Source organism: Enterobacter sp. E12 (assembly GCF_014596715.2).
Classification (GTDB): Bacteria; Pseudomonadota; Gammaproteobacteria; order Enterobacterales; family Enterobacteriaceae; genus Enterobacter; species Enterobacter bugandensis.
The window spans coordinates 2,348,372-2,364,226 of sequence record NZ_CP115601.1; the positions used below are offsets into that span (position 1 = coordinate 2,348,372).

17 protein-coding genes and 1 pseudogene are annotated in these 15,855 nt (G+C 56.8%); 9 read left to right on the top strand and 9 right to left on the bottom strand.

Annotation, left to right across the window (positions count from 1 at the left end):
- Positions 1-34 precede the first annotated feature (34 nt).
- Positions 35-949 carry a bestrophin family protein gene (locus tag IB212_RS11190; protein ID WP_041909978.1) on the top strand — a complete coding sequence of 305 codons (915 nt, stop codon included), beginning with the start codon at positions 35-37 and terminating at the stop codon, positions 947-949.
- Here IB212_RS11190 and IB212_RS11195 read toward each other — a convergent pair.
- Positions 937-1,485 carry a GNAT family N-acetyltransferase gene (locus IB212_RS11195; RefSeq protein WP_041909977.1) on the bottom strand — a complete coding sequence of 183 codons (549 nt, stop codon included), beginning with the start codon at positions 1,483-1,485 and terminating at the stop codon, positions 937-939. The genes IB212_RS11190 and IB212_RS11195 overlap by 13 nt on opposite strands.
- A gap of 229 nt (positions 1,486-1,714) precedes the next feature.
- Between IB212_RS11195 and IB212_RS11200 the strand changes: the two genes are divergently transcribed.
- The 5 genes from IB212_RS11200 to IB212_RS11220 all read left to right on the top strand — a co-directional run bounded on the left by IB212_RS11200 (position 1,715) and on the right by IB212_RS11220 (position 6,703).
- Positions 1,715-2,155, top strand: coding sequence for a GNAT family N-acetyltransferase (locus IB212_RS11200; protein ID WP_041909975.1), 441 nt, complete (start codon positions 1,715-1,717; stop codon positions 2,153-2,155).
- A gap of 145 nt (positions 2,156-2,300) precedes the next feature.
- The gene (locus tag IB212_RS11205; protein WP_041909973.1) at positions 2,301-3,296 is read left to right on the top strand and encodes an alpha/beta fold hydrolase; all 996 of its coding nucleotides are present in this window, start codon (positions 2,301-2,303) and stop codon (positions 3,294-3,296) included.
- A 44-nt stretch (positions 3,297-3,340) separates the two neighbouring features.
- Entirely contained in the window at positions 3,341-4,081 is a 741-nt protein-coding gene (locus IB212_RS11210) for a response regulator (protein WP_028013158.1), read from the top strand.
- Positions 4,078-5,376, top strand: a complete 1,299-nt coding sequence (locus IB212_RS11215; protein ID WP_041909971.1) for an ATP-binding protein — start codon at positions 4,078-4,080, stop codon at positions 5,374-5,376. The genes IB212_RS11210 and IB212_RS11215 overlap by 4 nt, the downstream gene beginning before the upstream one ends.
- A gap of 136 nt (positions 5,377-5,512) precedes the next feature.
- On the top strand, positions 5,513-6,703 hold the full coding sequence (locus IB212_RS11220; RefSeq protein WP_041909969.1) for a cytochrome c biogenesis protein/redoxin: 1,191 nt from the start codon (positions 5,513-5,515) through the stop codon (positions 6,701-6,703).
- Between the two features lie 6 nt (positions 6,704-6,709).
- Here IB212_RS11220 and tam read toward each other — a convergent pair whose 3' ends face one another.
- The gene (tam, locus tag IB212_RS11225) at positions 6,710-7,468 is read right to left on the bottom strand and encodes a trans-aconitate 2-methyltransferase (protein ID WP_041909967.1); all 759 of its coding nucleotides are present in this window, start codon (positions 7,466-7,468) and stop codon (positions 6,710-6,712) included.
- Between the two features lie 83 nt (positions 7,469-7,551).
- The gene (locus IB212_RS11230) at positions 7,552-8,136 is read right to left on the bottom strand and encodes an NUDIX domain-containing protein (protein ID WP_028013162.1); all 585 of its coding nucleotides are present in this window, start codon (positions 8,134-8,136) and stop codon (positions 7,552-7,554) included.
- A gap of 86 nt (positions 8,137-8,222) precedes the next feature.
- Here IB212_RS11230 and IB212_RS11235 point away from each other — a divergent pair, with 86 nt between their 5' ends.
- Complete coding sequence (locus IB212_RS11235; protein WP_041909965.1) at positions 8,223-8,978, top strand: DeoR/GlpR family DNA-binding transcription regulator; 756 nt, start codon at positions 8,223-8,225, stop codon at positions 8,976-8,978.
- Between the two features lie 57 nt (positions 8,979-9,035).
- Here the strand turns inward: IB212_RS11235 and IB212_RS11240 are convergent, their stop codons facing one another.
- Positions 9,036-9,407 (bottom strand): VOC family protein, encoded by a 372-nt coding sequence (locus IB212_RS11240; protein ID WP_028013164.1) that lies wholly within the window; start codon positions 9,405-9,407, stop codon positions 9,036-9,038.
- Positions 9,408-9,506: 99 nt separating this feature from the next.
- Positions 9,507-9,950 carry a PACE efflux transporter gene (locus tag IB212_RS11245; protein ID WP_041909963.1) on the bottom strand — a complete coding sequence of 148 codons (444 nt, stop codon included), beginning with the start codon at positions 9,948-9,950 and terminating at the stop codon, positions 9,507-9,509.
- Positions 9,951-10,270: 320 nt separating this feature from the next.
- Here IB212_RS11245 and IB212_RS11250 point away from each other — a divergent pair.
- Positions 10,271-10,369: pseudogene (locus IB212_RS11250) on the top strand (LysR family transcriptional regulator); the annotation flags it as partial.
- Positions 10,370-10,450: 81 nt separating this feature from the next.
- Here IB212_RS11250 and IB212_RS11255 read toward each other — a convergent pair.
- On the bottom strand, positions 10,451-11,356 hold the full coding sequence (locus IB212_RS11255; protein ID WP_041909961.1) for a LysR family transcriptional regulator: 906 nt from the start codon (positions 11,354-11,356) through the stop codon (positions 10,451-10,453).
- Between the two features lie 117 nt (positions 11,357-11,473).
- On the opposite strand from IB212_RS11255, the gene IB212_RS11260 reads away from it, so the two are divergent.
- Positions 11,474-12,874 carry an MFS transporter gene (locus tag IB212_RS11260; RefSeq protein WP_041909959.1) on the top strand — a complete coding sequence of 467 codons (1,401 nt, stop codon included), beginning with the start codon at positions 11,474-11,476 and terminating at the stop codon, positions 12,872-12,874.
- A gap of 83 nt (positions 12,875-12,957) precedes the next feature.
- On the opposite strand, the gene IB212_RS11265 is transcribed toward IB212_RS11260, so the two are convergent.
- Genes IB212_RS11265 through IB212_RS11275 form a run of 3 tightly spaced genes read right to left on the bottom strand, consistent with a single transcriptional unit; the run spans position 12,958 to position 15,668 of the window.
- The gene (locus IB212_RS11265) at positions 12,958-13,953 is read right to left on the bottom strand and encodes a DUF2891 domain-containing protein (protein ID WP_041909957.1); all 996 of its coding nucleotides are present in this window, start codon (positions 13,951-13,953) and stop codon (positions 12,958-12,960) included.
- 9 nt (positions 13,954-13,962) lie between these two features.
- A complete protein-coding gene (locus tag IB212_RS11270) occupies positions 13,963-14,949 on the bottom strand; it encodes a DUF979 domain-containing protein (protein WP_041909955.1) in 987 nt (328 codons plus the stop codon).
- Complete coding sequence (locus IB212_RS11275; RefSeq protein ID WP_028013182.1) at positions 14,946-15,668, bottom strand: DUF969 domain-containing protein; 723 nt, start codon at positions 15,666-15,668, stop codon at positions 14,946-14,948. The genes IB212_RS11270 and IB212_RS11275 overlap by 4 nt, the downstream gene beginning before the upstream one ends.
- Positions 15,669-15,855: the final 187 nt, after the last annotated feature.

The window sequence follows — 15,855 nt, forward strand, 5'->3', positions numbered from 1 at the left end:
AATAGCCACGCTCTTTTCTTGCCTGAAACTCACTATGATTGTTCGTCCTAAACAGCACTGGCTACAACTGATTTTCGTCTGGCACGGTTCGGTACTCCCCAAAATCTATACCCGACTGCTGCTCAACTTCCTGCTTTCTATCGCCGTCATCCTGATGCTGCCGTGGTATACCTCGCTGGGCATCAGATTTACCGTGGCGCCATTTAGCATTCTCGGCGTGGCGATCGCAATCTTTCTTGGTTTCAGAAACAACGCCTGCTATTCACGCTACGTTGAGGCTCGCCAGCTGTGGGGGCAACTGATGATAGCGGCACGCTCGCTGTTTCGCGAGGTAAAAAACACCTTGCCGGACGATAAGTACCTGGGGGAATTTGTCCGCCTGCAGATCGCCTTTGCCAACTGCCTGCGTATGACCCTGCGCCGGGAAATGAACGCTGACCAGCTCTCTCGCTATCTTTCCCCGGACGTTCTAGCTCAGGTAATGGGCGCCAACTCGCCGGCGAACCGTATTTTGCTGGTCATGGGGGAGTGGCTGGCCGTGCGGCGGCGTAACGGCCAGCTTTCGGACATCCTGTTCCACAGCCTGAACAACCGCCTCAACGATATGTCCATCGTCCTTTCCGGTTGTGAACGGATTGCGACAACGCCAGTGCCGTTTGCCTATACGCTGATTTTGCACCGCACGGTGTATCTGTTCTGCATCATGCTGCCGTTCGCGCTGGTTGTGGATCTGCACTACATGACGCCGTTTGTCTCGGCGCTGATCTCATACACCTTTATCTCGCTGGACACCCTGGCGGAAGAGCTGGAAGACCCGTTTGGCACAGAAGATAACGACCTTCCGCTGGACGCCATCTGCAACATGATGGAACGCGATCTGCTGCAGATGAACGATGAAGAGAACATTCCGGAAAGGCTGATGCCGGATAAATACTATCAGCTGACCTGATGGGCGTTCCACTCGTCGCGGGTGATCTCCCACAGTTCGGAGTCCAATATCCCGCTGACGTAGGCTTTCTTTTCCGTTCTGATGAGCCGCATGCCGCTGCTGTCTGAAATACGACGGGAGCGGCTGTTCGCGGCGGCCTTCGGCGCCCGCAAAACGGGTTTGTTGAGCGTATTAAACCAGTAATCCGTCGCGGCAATGCTGGCCTCACGCATATATCCCTGTCCCTGAAACTCCGGCGCCAGCCAGAATCCGCGGTTATTATCGTCAACATCGTACAGACAGATAATCCCCATCAACGCATCCGGCACCTCACGACGGCGAATGCTCCAGATCCAGGCTATCCCTTTTGCCATATCCGGCAGCGCGACGTTATTCACATAGTTTTCCGCGCCATTATCCGGGTAGGGCCAGGGCACGGAAGAGACCAAATAGCGAACGATCTCCCAGCGCGGATACAGCTTTTGAATCTGAACCGCATCTTCGGCGACCAGCGGTTTCAGCAGGAGACGTTCTGTCGTGAGGGTCGCTATTGTCATCTGCGGATCTCCTTATTTAAGCGTTATGTTTTTGTTTGCATTCTGGTATTTTCATCTCTATCACATTCTGGTGAGGCGTGCTGTGGTTATTCACTACCAAAAATGGGCAACGTCTCTTTCATGGCGAAATATTGTTGTGACGCTGCGCGAAAACTATCATCACTCGCGTATGGCGGGGGCTGATTTACGCTGTTTTGAAATGGTAATCGACTTGTAATGTGAGGAACGCATGGCTGTCACGGTAAGACCTCTACGCGAAGACGACTATCCCCAGTGGCGACCGCTGTGGGATGGCTATACCCATTTTTATGATTGCTACCTCGAAGAGTCCGTTACCGCATCGACATGGGAAAGGGCGCTCTCAACGCATTCACCGATGTTCTGCCGCGTGGTAGAGAAAGACGCAAAGGTCATCGGTTTCGCAATGTGTGTTCTGCACGAAGGAACCTGGTCAACCGCGCCCATCTGCTACCTGGAAGATCTGTTTGTTGATGCAGCCGAGCGCGGCGCGGGAGCGGGTAAGGCGCTTATTGATGCCTTGATAGCGGAAGGCAAGCGCGAAGGGTGGTCAAAGCTCTACTGGGTTACCCGGGAGAACAATCCGGCACGTAAACTCTACGATCGATACGGTGACGCTGACGATTACGTCCGCTATCGTCTCTCCCTTTAAGGCAAAAATGCCTGTGTTTGTATCACACTGTATCCGTGTTCCAGATACATACACAGGCTTGCAATAAACGCGTTTCCGCACATATCCGCTATACATTGAACTGTTGTTATATCCCCGTGAATTGTACTCAACCGGAGATACCAACATGTTCAGCAAACTCGCTTATTCAACGCTTGCTCTCACCGTTTCCCTTGGCACCGTCATGTCATGTCAGGCCGAAGTCACCGGCACTAACTTCGCGGCGGCTTTCGATCGTCCACAGCAAATTAACGCCGGCGATCTTAACGTCGGGTATGTCGACATTGGTCCTAAAGACGGCCAACCGGTCATTCTGTTACACGGCTGGCCCTACGATATTCACAGCTACGCTGAAGTCGCGCCTGCGCTGGCGGCAAAAGGCTACCGCGTGATTGTGCCTTCTCTGCGCGGCTACGGCACTACGCGCTTCCTGTCGGCAAAAACGCCGCGCAACGGCCAGCCTTCCGCGATGGCGAAAGATATCGTAAATCTGATGGACACCCTGAATATCAAGCAGGCGGTGTTTGCAGGCTATGACTGGGGTGCCCGTACGGCCGATATCGTTGCGGCGCTGTGGCCAGAGCGCGTTAAGTCGCTCGTTTCGGTAAGCGGTTATCTCATCAGCAGCCAGCAGATTGGCAAACAGCCGTTGCCGCCAAAAGCGGAGCAGCAGTGGTGGTATCAGTTCTATTTCGCCACCGAGCGCGGCGCTGAAGGCTATGCCAAAAACACGCATGACTTCGCTCGTTTGATCTGGTCTCAGGCCTCACCTGACTGGAAATTTAGCGACGCTGTCTTTAACGCCAGCGCCAAATCCCTTGATAACCCGGATCACGTTGCGGTAACGCTCAGCAACTATCGCTGGCGCTTAGGGCTGGAAAAAGGCGAGCGCAAATACGACGCCTACGAGCAAAAACTGGCCACGCTGCCGAATATCACCGTTCCGACGATCACCATCGAAGGCGGAAACAACGGGGCGCCGCATCCGGCACCGCAGGCCTACGCGGGTAAATTCACCGGTAAGTATGAACACCGTACCTTCGGCGCAACCGTGGGGCACAATCCGCCTCAGGAAGATCCGCAGGATTTCGTCAAGGCAGTTGTTGACGCTGACAAACTCTGAAATGTGCTATTTTCAGTACGTTACCCTTCGGTCTGGAGATTTCGGTGGAGCATATTGATCATATCCTTGTCGTCGATGACGACAGGGATATTCGAGAACTGATTATCGACTATCTCGTTAAGTCCGGTTATCGCGCCTCTGGCGCGGCAAACGGCAAAGAGATGCGCGTCGTGCTGGACAAGCAGCATATCGACCTGGTGGTGCTGGACGTTATGATGCCCGGCGACGACGGGCTTACGCTGTGCCGGCAATTACGCGTCGGGAAATATAAAGATCTGCCCATCCTGATGCTGACGGCGCGCAACGAGGAGACGGACAGGATCCTGGGTCTGGAAATGGGAGCCGACGATTACGTCGTAAAGCCTTTCGTCGCGCGAGAATTGCTGGCGCGTATCAAAGCGATTTTACGCCGTTTTCGCACGATGCCGCCCAATTTACAGGTGACGGAAGCAGGGCGGCTGGTGACGTTCGGCGAATGGCAGCTCGATACCGTTGCCCGCCACCTGATCGACCCGGAAGGGGTGATTGTGGCGCTCAGCGGGGCGGAGTATCGCCTGCTGCGCGTTTTCCTTGACCACCCGCAGCGGGTGCTGACCCGCGATCAGCTGCTCAACCTGACGCAGGGGCGTGACGCCGAGCTGTTTGAACGCTCAATCGACCTCCTGGTTAGCCGGGTTCGCCAGCGTCTGAATGAAGATGCCCGCACGCCCGCGTATATCAAAACCGTGCGCAGCGAGGGCTATGTGTTTACCATGCCGGTCACCATCAAAGAGGCTAACGAATGACGCTCTGGCCTCGCTCGCTGCTGGCCCGCTTGCTGATCGTCGTGCTGCCCGGCCTGTTGCTCGCCAATGCCCTGAGCCTGACGCTGGTCATGATAGAGCGAATGCACAGCGCCCGAACGGTGATGCTCGGTAATCTGGAATACGATGTCGCGACCAGCGTGGCTATTTTAGACCGCTTACCCGCCAGCGAGCGCGCGGCCTGGTTGCCGCGCCTTGAACGGGGTAACTATCGCTATATTCTGGGGCCGGGAGAGCCCGGGAACGCGCCGACGGATAAGCGTTCCCGGGACGCCATCCAAACCTTAAAAGCGACGCTTGCGGAACAGTACCCGCTCAGCTTCACCGCCGTTCCCGGCGCCATTTCACATATCCAGGCGCATCTCACGCTACATGATGGCGCGCCGCTGACCATTGACCTGATCCCACGGATGCCGCCGGTCGCCAGCTGGCTGCCCGTTGTTCTTATTCTGCAGCTGCTCGTGCTGGCTGCCTGCTCCTGGATCGCCGTACGCCAGGTGATACGGCCTTTTTCACAGTTTACCCGCGCGGTAGACTCCCTGGACCCGGCCGCCAACATGCCAATGACGGAAAAGGGGCCAGTCGAGGTGCAGCGGGCAGCACATGCCTTCAACGCGATGCAGGCGCGCATTCAGTCCTATCTCAGGGAGCGGGCGCAGATCCTGGCATCCATATCGCACGATCTCCAGACCCCCATTACCCGCATGAAGCTTCGTGTTGAAATGGCGGATCAGCCTGACCTGCGCGACAAGCTCTTAAACGACCTTGATAACATGTCGCGTCTGGTGCGGGAGGGTATTGCGTATGCCCGGTCATCAGAATCACTGGAAGAGACCTCGCTGAAGCTGGAGCTTAACGCCTGGATAAACAGCATCGCCTGCGATTATCAGGACATCGGTAAAAACGTGCAGTTTCAGGCAGGCGAAAACCGTTTGCCCATCGTCACGCGTCCACAGGCGCTGCGCCGGGTGATGACCAACCTGCTGGATAACGCCCTGAAATTTGGCGACTATGCCACCATTAGCATTGATGACTCGGTTGCCGGAGAGGTGGTGATTCACATCATAGACGGCGGGCCGGGGATACCGGATGCCGAGCTGGAGGCGGTATTACAGCCGTTTTATCGGGTAGAAACATCACGCAACCGCGACACCGGCGGGACAGGGCTCGGCCTGGCGATCGCAGCGCAGCTCACCGCTCAGCTGGACGGAAAGCTAAAGCTGGCGAACCGCGCAGAGGGCGGGCTGGACGTTTCGATTACTCTCCCGCGCCTTTAATTGTACGGTTCTGTATCTCCCCGCGTGGCCGATACAGAGCCAGACAAAAACCCACGCTTTTACACATATCCTGAACACATCCGCACGATGAAATAGCCTCACTGCAGCGTCGCAGGACTTGTATTGTGAGGTATCTATGTTTCTGATAATTGCTTTCCTGGGCGGGATGATAAGCCTGCTCAGTCCATGTACGCTCCCGGTAATTCCTCTCCTGTTCGCCGGTTTTCAGGGGCAGCGGCGACATATTCTGGCGCTGCTCGCGGGGATGATCGTCATGTTCACCCTGGTGGCGATGGTCGTCACCGTCGCCAGCGAGTGGATAGCAGAGGCAACTATCGTCGGGCGCTGGATCGCGCTTATCGTCCTGGCCACGGCCGCGCTGGCCTTACTTTTTCCGGCCTTTGCCCAGCGTATCGCCGGGCCGGCAGTCAGCGCGGGAAATGTCCTCAACGCCCGAAGCGGGCAAACGCGTGGTATGGCATCGGCTTTTCTGGCCGGGCTTGCCGTCGGGCTGCTCTGGTCTCCCTGCGCGGGACCGATTCTGGGCGCCATTTTCAGCATCAATATTGCCGGACACTCGGCCATTGCCACAGGAGCCTTGCTGGCCGCCTATGGTAGCGGCTGCGCGCTGATGCTGGGCCTGCTCGTTTTCGGAGGCCGCACGCTGATGGCGCCGCTGAGAGCAAGATCGGCGCTGATGGAAAAAATACGTCAGGGGGCAGGCGTGGTGATGTTAGCGGCCGTTGTCTTTAACGCAACGGGGATGACGTCTTTTCTGCAAGGCGCAAACGGCGTCGCGGATCGTCTTGAAACCGCGCTGCTGAATCTGGCAAAGCCCGCCGCGCAACCAGCGAAGCTTCAACCGGTCGTCATGACCGAGCCCAGCAGCCAGCTGCCTTCATTAAGCGGTGGAACAGGGTGGGTAAATGGTGACCCTGTCACGTCTGAATCACTGCGCGGGAAGGTGGTTCTGATCGATTTCTGGACCTGGGACTGCATTAACTGCCAGCATACGCTTCCGTACGTGCGCGACTGGGCAACAAAATACCAGTCTCAGGGCCTGGTCGTCATAGGGGTACACACGCCTGAATACCCATGGGAGAAACCGATCGCCTCGGTGAAAAACGCGGTAAATAAATGGCAGCTGCCGTACCGGGTTGTGACGGACAACAACTATCAGATCTGGAACGCTTTCGGCAACCAGTACTGGCCCGCGCACTACTATTTCGATGCTAAAGGTCAGCTACGCTATACCTCGTTTGGCGAAGGGAATTATGAGCAGCAGGAAAAGGTTATCCAGCAGCTGCTCAAAGAGGCCCGTTCATAGCGCCGTTCAGGGCTGACGCTGGGCAACCATAAACAGTCGAGGAAAAGCCAGCAGTATCTGCCCGTTTTCCTGGAGCGGATACTGCTCTTCCAGCAGTTCATGGTAGCGTTTCAGGAAACGTTGCTGCTCGCTCTCGTTCAGTTCCTGGAGCCACGGGCGCAAACCGGTCGCGCTGACCCAGTCAATAATGGCCTGGTGCGAACTCATTTTATGGAAATAGGTTGTCCGCCAGATATCCACATCGCAGCCGGCCTCCGATAAAATATCGTAATAGGCATGCACGCCAGGCAGCGGCTCGCGGCCACGGTCCGGGTAGCCTTGCTCCAGCGCCACTTCACGCATCGCCACATGCGTGGGTTCAAGCCAGTTGTCCGGCATCTGGATCGCCAGCACGCCATTGAGCGTGAGCAGTGACGCCAGATGCGGCAGGAGATCGTAATGGTCAGGTATCCACTGTAGGGATGCGTTCGCATAGATGAGGTTCAACGGCTGGCCTGGCCTGAACTGGCGGATATCGGCCTCAACGAACTGACAGTCGGGCAGTGCGCTGCGCGCCTCTTCCAGCATAGCCGGTGAGTTATCGACGCCGACAATCTGCGCTTTTGGCCAGCGATGCTGCAACAGCGCGGTGCTGTTTCCCGGCCCGCAGCCCAAATCGGCGATGGTGGCAACGTCACTCAGGGGAATTCTGGCAAGCAGCTCGGCGGCAGGGCGCGTTCGTTCAGCGCCGTATTGCAGATAAAGCGAAGGGTTCCAGTCGGCCATCTTTAGATCTCCGTTTTGCGTGTTTCAGCAAGGATAGCACAGGCCGACACCTGCACCGGGACAGGCGTCGGGCGAGCGGCAGGTTACAGAATGCCTTTCAGTGCAATATGGTAGAGCAGCATGATGGTTTTTCCGTCGACGATTTTGCCCGTATCAATTCCCCGCAAGGCCTCTTCAAAGGGCATTTCCAGCACGTCGATATCTTCTCCCTCCGCTTTGATACCGCCGCCTGCGCTGGTTTTGTCCTTCGGCTGATACTCGGCAAGATAGAAATAGAGTTTCTCCGTGACGGAGCCTGGGCTCATGTAGGCTTCAAAGATTTTCTGCACGCTCGACACGTTAAACCCGGTCTCTTCTTCCGCCTCTGCTTTAATGCGGCTTTCCGGATCCATGTTATCAAGCAGGCCGGCCGCCGCCTCAATCAGATTGTCCTCATGGCCATTAATAAAGACCGGGAAGCGGAACTGGCGGGTCAGAATCACCGTTTTTTGGTCACGGTTGTAGAGCAGGATCGTGGCGCCGTTCCCCCGGTCATAAACTTCACGCGTTTGCCGCTGCCATTCGCCATCGCGTCTTTGCAGGTCAAAGGTATATTTTTTAAGTAAGTACCAGTTATCGGACAGGGTTTCACTGTCAATGATGCGCACATCTGCACGTTTTGATTGCACGTTTCGTCCTCCTTACGTAGAGTAACTATCAATATCAGCATTATCGTGCATTTTCAAGATTAAACATGCAACATCAGGAATACATCATGCTCACCAGTCAGCGAAAACAGTTGATCCTTGAAAAACTCGGCGCCGAAGGACAGGTCCAGTCAAAAGCACTTAGCGTTCTCTTCGACGTCTCTGAAGACACCATCCGACGCGATTTGCGCGAGCTGGCGGCAGAAGGGCGTTTACAGCGGGTTCACGGCGGCGCGCTGCCGTCGTCTTCCGCTACTGTGCCTTTCGCGGAACGACAGTCCGTTAAAATGGATGCCAAAAGAAAGGTGGCGCAGAAGGGGGCGCAGCTGATTTCTTCGGGCCAGGTGGTGATCGTTGACGGTGGAACGACCACTTCAGAATTGATCGCTTTTTTACCGCGTGACCTGCGTATTACCGTGGTGACGCACAGTCCGAGCATTGCCCTGGGGCTTGTTAATCATCCTTCCATCGAGGTGATTCTGATCGGCGGCCGTTTGTATAAACACTCGATTGTCGCCGTCGGCGCGGCGGCCATCGAAGGTATCGAAAACATTCATGCGGATCTATTCTTTATGGGCGTGACCGGTATCCATCCGGAAGCAGGGCTGACGACCGGAGATTTCGAAGAGGCGTGCATCAAACGTGCATTTTCCGGCAGAGCCGCCGAGACGGTTGTCCTGGCGTCGCCGGAAAAAATAAATACGGCGTCATCATTTGTTATTGGCGATGTGGCGCTGGCGAATACGATTGTCGTCGAAGGCGATACCGACCGCGGCTGGGTCAATGCGGTATCGGAAAAAGGGGTATCGGTCGTGTTGGCCTGAGCGTGAGCCAGCCAGAAAACTGGCTGGCGCGGGTACTCGCAAGCGAGTGAAATTAAGTTATCTTTCTTCGGGGGCATGGCATACCGCTTCGATATTATGACCATCAGGCGCAATGACAAATGCGGCATAGTAATTTTTACCGTAGGAGCGCAATCCCGGTGCGCCATTGTCGCGTCCGCCTGCGCGCAGCGCTGCATGGTAAAAGTCATCAACCTGCTGGCGTGTCGTGGCCACAAAGGCCAGATGAAGCGGAGCGGGTTTATCATTCGACTGAAAAAGGCAAAGAGAAACATCGCCGGAACTCATTTCGACGCCATAGTCAGGAGAACCTTCATCAACGAGTTCGACACCGAGCGGTTGAAGCGACATGAGGAAGAAGGTTTTACTTTTCTCATAATCGCTGACGCCGAATTTTACATGATCAAACATTATGGACTCCTCAAAAGTGATGGTGAAATGAGAAGTATAGAAAGAGAGTGGAGTCCAATACGATCAAGGGGTTGTGAATGTGACCGATATCAATACTCGCTACAAAGCAGACCGTTTACTCCCTACGAATGTCCAACGCAGATAATCATAGAGCCAGTTAAAAAGCATCGTGTATGGCAGGAAAAACAGTACAAGGCCAATCTCAACAAAAAATGCCTCCGCGATCGTCAAATTCAGCATGAACATGGCCACAGGGATTAAGGAGATGATAAGGCCCGTTTCAAACCCAACTGCATGGATGGCGCGAACGAGAAACGTTCGTTGGAACTGATGTTTTTTCTGCAGGGCGTCAAAGAGCTTATTGAAGACAAAATTCCAGACCGTTGCGGTAAGTGCAGATATCACCGACAACGAACCCGACTGGAGTACCGAAACGTTCATCAGCCACGCAAGAGACAGCGCGATGATAACGTTGGCCGTCACTTCAAAAATGACAGCGTGGAAAATCCTTTCTTTGAAGCTTTTATTGAGTTCGATTTCCATAAGTCTACAGCAGCGGTGGTCAAAGCCAGGAGTATATCAAACGTCTTTTAACATTGGATAAACGTAGAAGTTGGGATTTCACAAACTATCAATGCCCAGGGAATCACGACCGTAGGAAGGCAGATTTTGACTGGCATTACGTTGGTGCGCATAATGTATATTATGTTAAATAAGAATGTTGCCGTGTCTCAGGAGGTATCCCTCCTCAGTCTTGAGGATTCACCGTTGGCCACGCAGTTTGTATGTAAAACCCACTGACGATTACGCCCATCTGTGAAAAAAACTCATAACACCATTAAGAGATCACTGGAAAAGCACTGGAAGGTTTTTATATCTATTATTCAAGCCGCCGGCAACTGCCGACCGGGCTTCGCCTTCTGATTGAGTTCATACAGGAGGCCAGGCCGCTGGGGTTGTGAAATAGCGCTTCCATACGGGACAATAGGATGCGGTATCGACGCGCTTCATTCTCCCCTTGCCGAAAAAAGTGGCCTGAGCCTTCAGCGTACAGCGCGGCACACCTCCAACACCTTTTCTCTGAGCCAGCGATGCGCCGGGTCCTTTTCCATGCGCGGATGCCACATCTGTGACACCGTAATGCTCCGGGTTTTAAACGGCAGTTCAAAGACGTGCACGCGCTCGGTCATCGGCTGATTGAGCAGATAGAGCGCCGGCACCATGGCAACGAGATCGGAGACCAGCGCCACCGATAACGCCGTCGGAAACCCTGGCACCACGCTGGCAATTTTGCGCTTCATCCCGCGTTCCGCCAGCGCCTCATCGACAAATCCGTGCAGGGAGCCTTCGGGCGAGGCCACCACGTGCCCCCAGGCGACATAATCCTCCAGGCTGACTGACGACAGCGAGGCCAGCGGATGCCCCTGGCGCACCGCGCCAACAAACCGGTCCTGAAAGAGCCGTTGCAGACGAATTTCAGGCCCCATATTGCTCTGCACGCCGATCTCCAGGTCAACCAGCCCCTCTCGCAGATAGCGCGACGTTTTCTCAGGTTTCGGCGAAAAGCGAATGCAGACGTCGGGCGCCACCGCCGCCACTGCGGCAATGAGCAGTGGCCCAAACGCCACCACAAAGCCGTCGTTGGCACGTATGGTGAACAGGCGCTCCATACGCTCAACATTCAGCGTTTCCGTGGAGGGTTGCAGTACCGCCCTTGCCTCATGCACGGCGCTTCTGGCCCGGTCCCGGGTGGCTTCGGCCCAGGGCGTCAGCACCATCTGCCGACCGGCCCGCACCAGGATAGGATCGCCTGTCACCTCCCGCAGCCTGCTCAGGGTGCGGCTCATGGCGGAGGTGCTCAGGTTTAAGCGCCGCGCCGCGCCAGCCACGCTGGCTTCGGCCAGCAGAACGTCGAGCGCAACCAGAAGGTTAAAGTCAGGATCGGACACGATGGCTCCTCAGATAAGGCGTCTTATGCAACGATAAAGTGCAAGTACTGCGTCTTCCGCCCTGTATACCTCATGATTATAGTTTCGTCATCACTATTCTTATGCGGAGTAACGACGATGACGCTCTTTTCAAACCAGCCCGGCGATGAAGGCTTACCCGGTCATGAACGCGCCCGGGTGATGGCCGCCGTCATGACCACCACGCTGATGGGCGTCTTTGACGGCACCATGATCAACATCGCGCTGCCCTCCATGGCAAGGGCGATGCAGGTCCCCGCGAACGTTGCGGTGTGGTTTGCCAACGGTTATCTCCTATCGGCGGCAATGACGCTGGCCATCTTCGCGGCGCTGGCGGCGCGCGTGGGCTTTCGACCGGTTTTTCTTTCCGGGCTTGCCACCTTTACGCTCACCTCACTCGGCTGCGCGCTGGCGAAAACGCCCGACATGCTGATCGGGATGCGTATTCTGCAGGGCATCGGCGGCGCGGCTACCCTGAGTATCGCCCCGGCGATCCTGCGTTCCGTTTTTCCGGGTCGACTGCTTGGCCGCATTCTGGGGCTGCACGCCCTGCTTATCGCCGCCAGCACGGCAATTGCCCCTGTGCTGGGCGGGACGATACTGGACGCGCTGAGCTGGCAGTGGCTGTTCGCCATTAACCTTGTTCCGGGCAGTATTGCCCTGTTGCTGGCATGGCGGGCGTTGCCGCGCCAGTCGGACGTTGACCGCTCCCCCTTTGATGCGCCGGGCGCCGCGCTCTCCGCCGTGCTGTTAGGTTCTGCAATCATGCTGGCCGACAGCCTTCAGCACATAACGCCAGGCATTAACCCGGCAGCCGCTGGCTGGGGGCTTCTCACGCTGGTCAGCGCTATCGCCTTCGTCTGGCGTATTCGGCGCGCGCGCAGTCCCATACTGCCGCCCGTTATGTTCAGAAACGGACGCTTCACCTTCGCCGCCCTGACCTCGCTGGCCTCGTTTGTCAGCCAGGGCATCACCTTTGTCGCGCTGCCGTTCCTCTTTCAGAGCGTGTATGGCTTCAGCCCGGTGGTTTCGGCGCTGCTGTTCACCCCGTGGCCAATGGGCATCGTGCTGATCGCACCGCACGCGGGGCGCTGGGCAGATACCCTTTCCGCGCCGCTGATCTCGACTATCGGCCTGATGATTTTTGTCGGTGGGCTGGTCCTGCTGGCGACGTTGCCGGAAAATCCGTCCGTATGGAATATCTGCCTGCGCAGTCTGGTTTGCGGGATTGGGTTTGGCTGCTTCCAGAGCCCCAATAACCGGGAGATGCTCGCTAACGTGGCGCGGGAATATGCCAGCTATGCCTCAGGGGTGTTGTCTATCGTCAGGACGTTCGGACAATGTCTGGGGGCCGCCGCGGTGGGGGTGCTGCTTGCGACGACGGGATCAGACCACGATCGGGCCGTGCATCTGGCACTGTGGATCGCCGTCATCGCCTCGACGGGATCGGTTTTGTTTAGCCTGAGCAGGCTGCGCCCTGCGGTTCGGGCATCAGCCTGAATCGCCCGGCGGCGCTACGTTTGTACGGGACAACGGCCGGGTAAGGCAAAGCTGCCACCCGGCAAAAAAGACGACTCGTTCGTTTATTCAAGCGCCAGCAACGCAAAGCTCGCCAGCCAGTGCCCGCCGCTGTAGTGGCTGCCCACCACGTGCCCGACGCTTGCCGCCAGGTGTTTTGCCACGGCATCACGCAAGGCCTGCTGGGCCGGGTGGTTTACCGGAAGCGCCCTGGCAATATGCTTCATACACCAGGCGCGGCTGAGGTTTAACCCATCCAGATGGGCAATTTTCGGGTCGGTACGGTCGCTCACTTCCGCCGGCTTCATCAGCGCCGCAATGGAGCCGATATCCGGCAGAAACGCGTCAAACCAGGCCGGGAAATTCTCTGCGACCTTGCTCATCAGCAGCGCTTCCGTCAGCGCACCAGAGATGTACTCATCACCACCCGGCTCGTAGTGAGCCGGGTAGCGCGTGTCGGCGAAATAAAACCGCTCCGCCGCCGTCACAATCGCCTGCTCAAGCGCGGTATCTTCCACGGCTCGGGCGTAGTCCAGCCCCAGCGCGAGGGCAAACGCCGTGTTGTAGTGCGTTCCGACGCGGATCGGATAGGTTAGCTTGCTGAGGTAATCCACCAGCCGGTTGCGAATATCCTGGGTGAGCGGCTCCAGCGTCTGGTACCAGCCTGTGGCCTGCGGCAGCGACGATTGTTTCAGCTCCTGGGCCAACGCCAGCAGCCATCCGTAGCCATACGGCCGCTCAAACGAGGCGCGGAACGGCGCGGTGAAATAGGCCAGCTCCTTCGCCACGTTCTCGTCGGTCAGATGCTCGTCGAAAAGCGCGACGATGTCATTCCGACACGGTAGATCAGGATAGAGGCGCACGCAGCGCAGCAGCAGCCAGTAGCCGTGCACCGCCGAGTGCCAGTCGAAACAGCCGTAGAAAATCGGGTGCAGCTCGCGAGGCGGCAGAACGTCACCGTCATCATTCAGCAGATGCATGATGTGGTTCGGGTATTCCTGGCGCAAATAGGTTAAAGGCATGCGGGCAAACGCGTCAGCCTGATGTTGCGTCAATTCCATAACAGCTCCTTAGCGAAACACGAGGAAATACATGAGGAACACGTTCACCACCAGCAGGGTTAACGCGGTCGGGATCTGGATCTTGATCACCTGATATTTGTCTTTCAGCTCCAGCAGCGCGGCGGGAACGATATTGAAGTTCGCGGCCATCGGCGTCATCAGCGTGCCGCAGTAGCCCGCGTACATGCCGATCGCCAGCAGCGGCGCCGGGTTGCCGTGATGCACGTTGATCAGGAACGGCAAGGCGATCCCCGCGCTCAGCACCGGGAAGGCCGCAAAGGCGTTACCCATGATCATGGTAAACAGCGCCATCCCCACGCAGTAAATGACCACCAGCATGAAGCGGCTGTCCGGGTTCACGAACAGGCTCACCACCTTCTGTACCGAATCACCGGTATTGGCCGCCACGAACACGCCGCCGAGCATGGCCAGCATCTGCGGCAGGATCACCGCCCAGCCGATGGTATCGACAAGACGACGGGACTGACGAATGGCGTGCAGCGGCGTGCCTTTGGTCAGCCACCAGCCGGTGAGGATCGCCGCGACGCAGGCCACGCACAGCGCCGCCAGAGTGAGCTGTTTCTGGTCGAGAAGGTAAACACCGCCAATCGACACCCCCTTCAGGAACAGCGTCCCGATTACCGTCACCACCGGGATCATCAACGCGGGCAGGAACAGCCAGTTTTTAAGGCGGTTTGACGAGGCAATGCGCTCCTCGTCGGAGGCCATTTTATAGTGGCCTTTCCCGACCAGGCCAAAACCCGCCAACAGCGCGATAGCGATAACGCAACCGCCAACGATCCGGTACGCCAGCGATTTGCCCAACTCCTGAACCATCAGGTCACCGAACAGGAAGATCCCGCCGAATAAAAACCAGAACAGCGCGGTGGTAAAACGCTTCGGATTAGCGCGGTCGCGCAGGGTCATGACAACCAGCAGCATCACAACAAAGCCGATCAGGTAATACACGCGGTTAATGGTGATAAGCGTCATCATTGCGCGGCCCCCTGCGTACCCTGCTCTGCACGCCAGGCCATGACGTCGCGGCGGATGCTGGCATCCAGGCGCAGCAGGCGCGTCATATGAATAATCAATGCCGCAATGGCGGTGGGAATGGCCCACAGGCCGATGTGCAGCGGCTCGATCCCTTCGATCCCGTTTTCCTTCAGAAACGCGTCAATCAGCAGCACCGCACCGAAGGCGATAAAGATATCTTCCCCAAAGAAGACCGCGATGTTGTCGCACGCCGCGGCATGGGCCTTGATTTTGTCGCGAATGTGCTGCGGCAGTTCGCCGTATTCGTTCAGCGCTGCCCCTTCGGCCATCGGGGCCAGCAGCGGGCGTACCGTCTGGGCATGGCCGCCCAGCGACATCAGCCCCAGCGCGGCGGTGCCTTCACGCGCCACGAAGTAGAGCATCAGAATACGCGCCGAGGTGGCGCTGGCGATCTTCGCCACCCAGGCCTGGGCGCGCTCTTTAAGCCCGTAATATTCCAGCAGACCAATTACCGGCAGGATCAGGATGAAGGTCGCCAGCGATCGGCTATTGACGAACTTCTCGCCAAAGGTCTCCAGCAGCATCCCGAAATCCATCCCGACCAGCAGGCCCGTTGCCAGCCCCGCTACCACAACGACCAGCAGCGGGTTGAAGCGCAGTGCAAAACCAATGACCACGATCGGTATCCCGATCAGCGGCAACAGCGTAGTACCGTCCATAACGTTTACCCTATCGAAAGTGAGCGTTGCGCGCCGACGGCTATTTTTTTAATTTGCGGCGAGCGATGTTGTGTTTTTCGTCAGGCTTCACAAAACCTGCGCTAAAAAGCTATATCTGAACCTCAAAAACATGTAAACAAATTATCAATAAAATGTTCTTATTTTATCGACGAGTTTACATTTCTGG

Coding starts and splice junctions, on each gene's coding strand:
- IB212_RS11235 (WP_041909965.1), top strand. CDS start 8,223: ATGCTCACCAGTCAGCGAAAACAGTTGATCCTTGAAAAACTCGGCGCC.
- IB212_RS11245 (WP_041909963.1), bottom strand. CDS start 9,950: ATGGAAATCGAACTCAATAAAAGCTTCAAAGAAAGGATTTTCCACGCT.
- IB212_RS11265 (WP_041909957.1), bottom strand. CDS start 13,953: ATGGAATTGACGCAACATCAGGCTGACGCGTTTGCCCGCATGCCTTTA.
- IB212_RS11240 (WP_028013164.1), bottom strand. CDS start 9,407: ATGTTTGATCATGTAAAATTCGGCGTCAGCGATTATGAGAAAAGTAAA.
- IB212_RS11205 (WP_041909973.1), top strand. CDS start 2,301: ATGTTCAGCAAACTCGCTTATTCAACGCTTGCTCTCACCGTTTCCCTT.
- IB212_RS11260 (WP_041909959.1), top strand. CDS start 11,474: ATGACGCTCTTTTCAAACCAGCCCGGCGATGAAGGCTTACCCGGTCAT.
- IB212_RS11275 (WP_028013182.1), bottom strand. CDS start 15,668: ATGGACGGTACTACGCTGTTGCCGCTGATCGGGATACCGATCGTGGTC.
- IB212_RS11195 (WP_041909977.1), bottom strand. CDS start 1,485: ATGACAATAGCGACCCTCACGACAGAACGTCTCCTGCTGAAACCGCTG.
- IB212_RS11190 (WP_041909978.1), top strand. CDS start 35: ATGATTGTTCGTCCTAAACAGCACTGGCTACAACTGATTTTCGTCTGG.
- IB212_RS11215 (WP_041909971.1), top strand. CDS start 4,078: ATGACGCTCTGGCCTCGCTCGCTGCTGGCCCGCTTGCTGATCGTCGTG.
- IB212_RS11200 (WP_041909975.1), top strand. CDS start 1,715: ATGGCTGTCACGGTAAGACCTCTACGCGAAGACGACTATCCCCAGTGG.
- tam (WP_041909967.1), bottom strand. CDS start 7,468: ATGGCCGACTGGAACCCTTCGCTTTATCTGCAATACGGCGCTGAACGA.
- IB212_RS11270 (WP_041909955.1), bottom strand. CDS start 14,949: ATGATGACGCTTATCACCATTAACCGCGTGTATTACCTGATCGGCTTT.
- IB212_RS11220 (WP_041909969.1), top strand. CDS start 5,513: ATGTTTCTGATAATTGCTTTCCTGGGCGGGATGATAAGCCTGCTCAGT.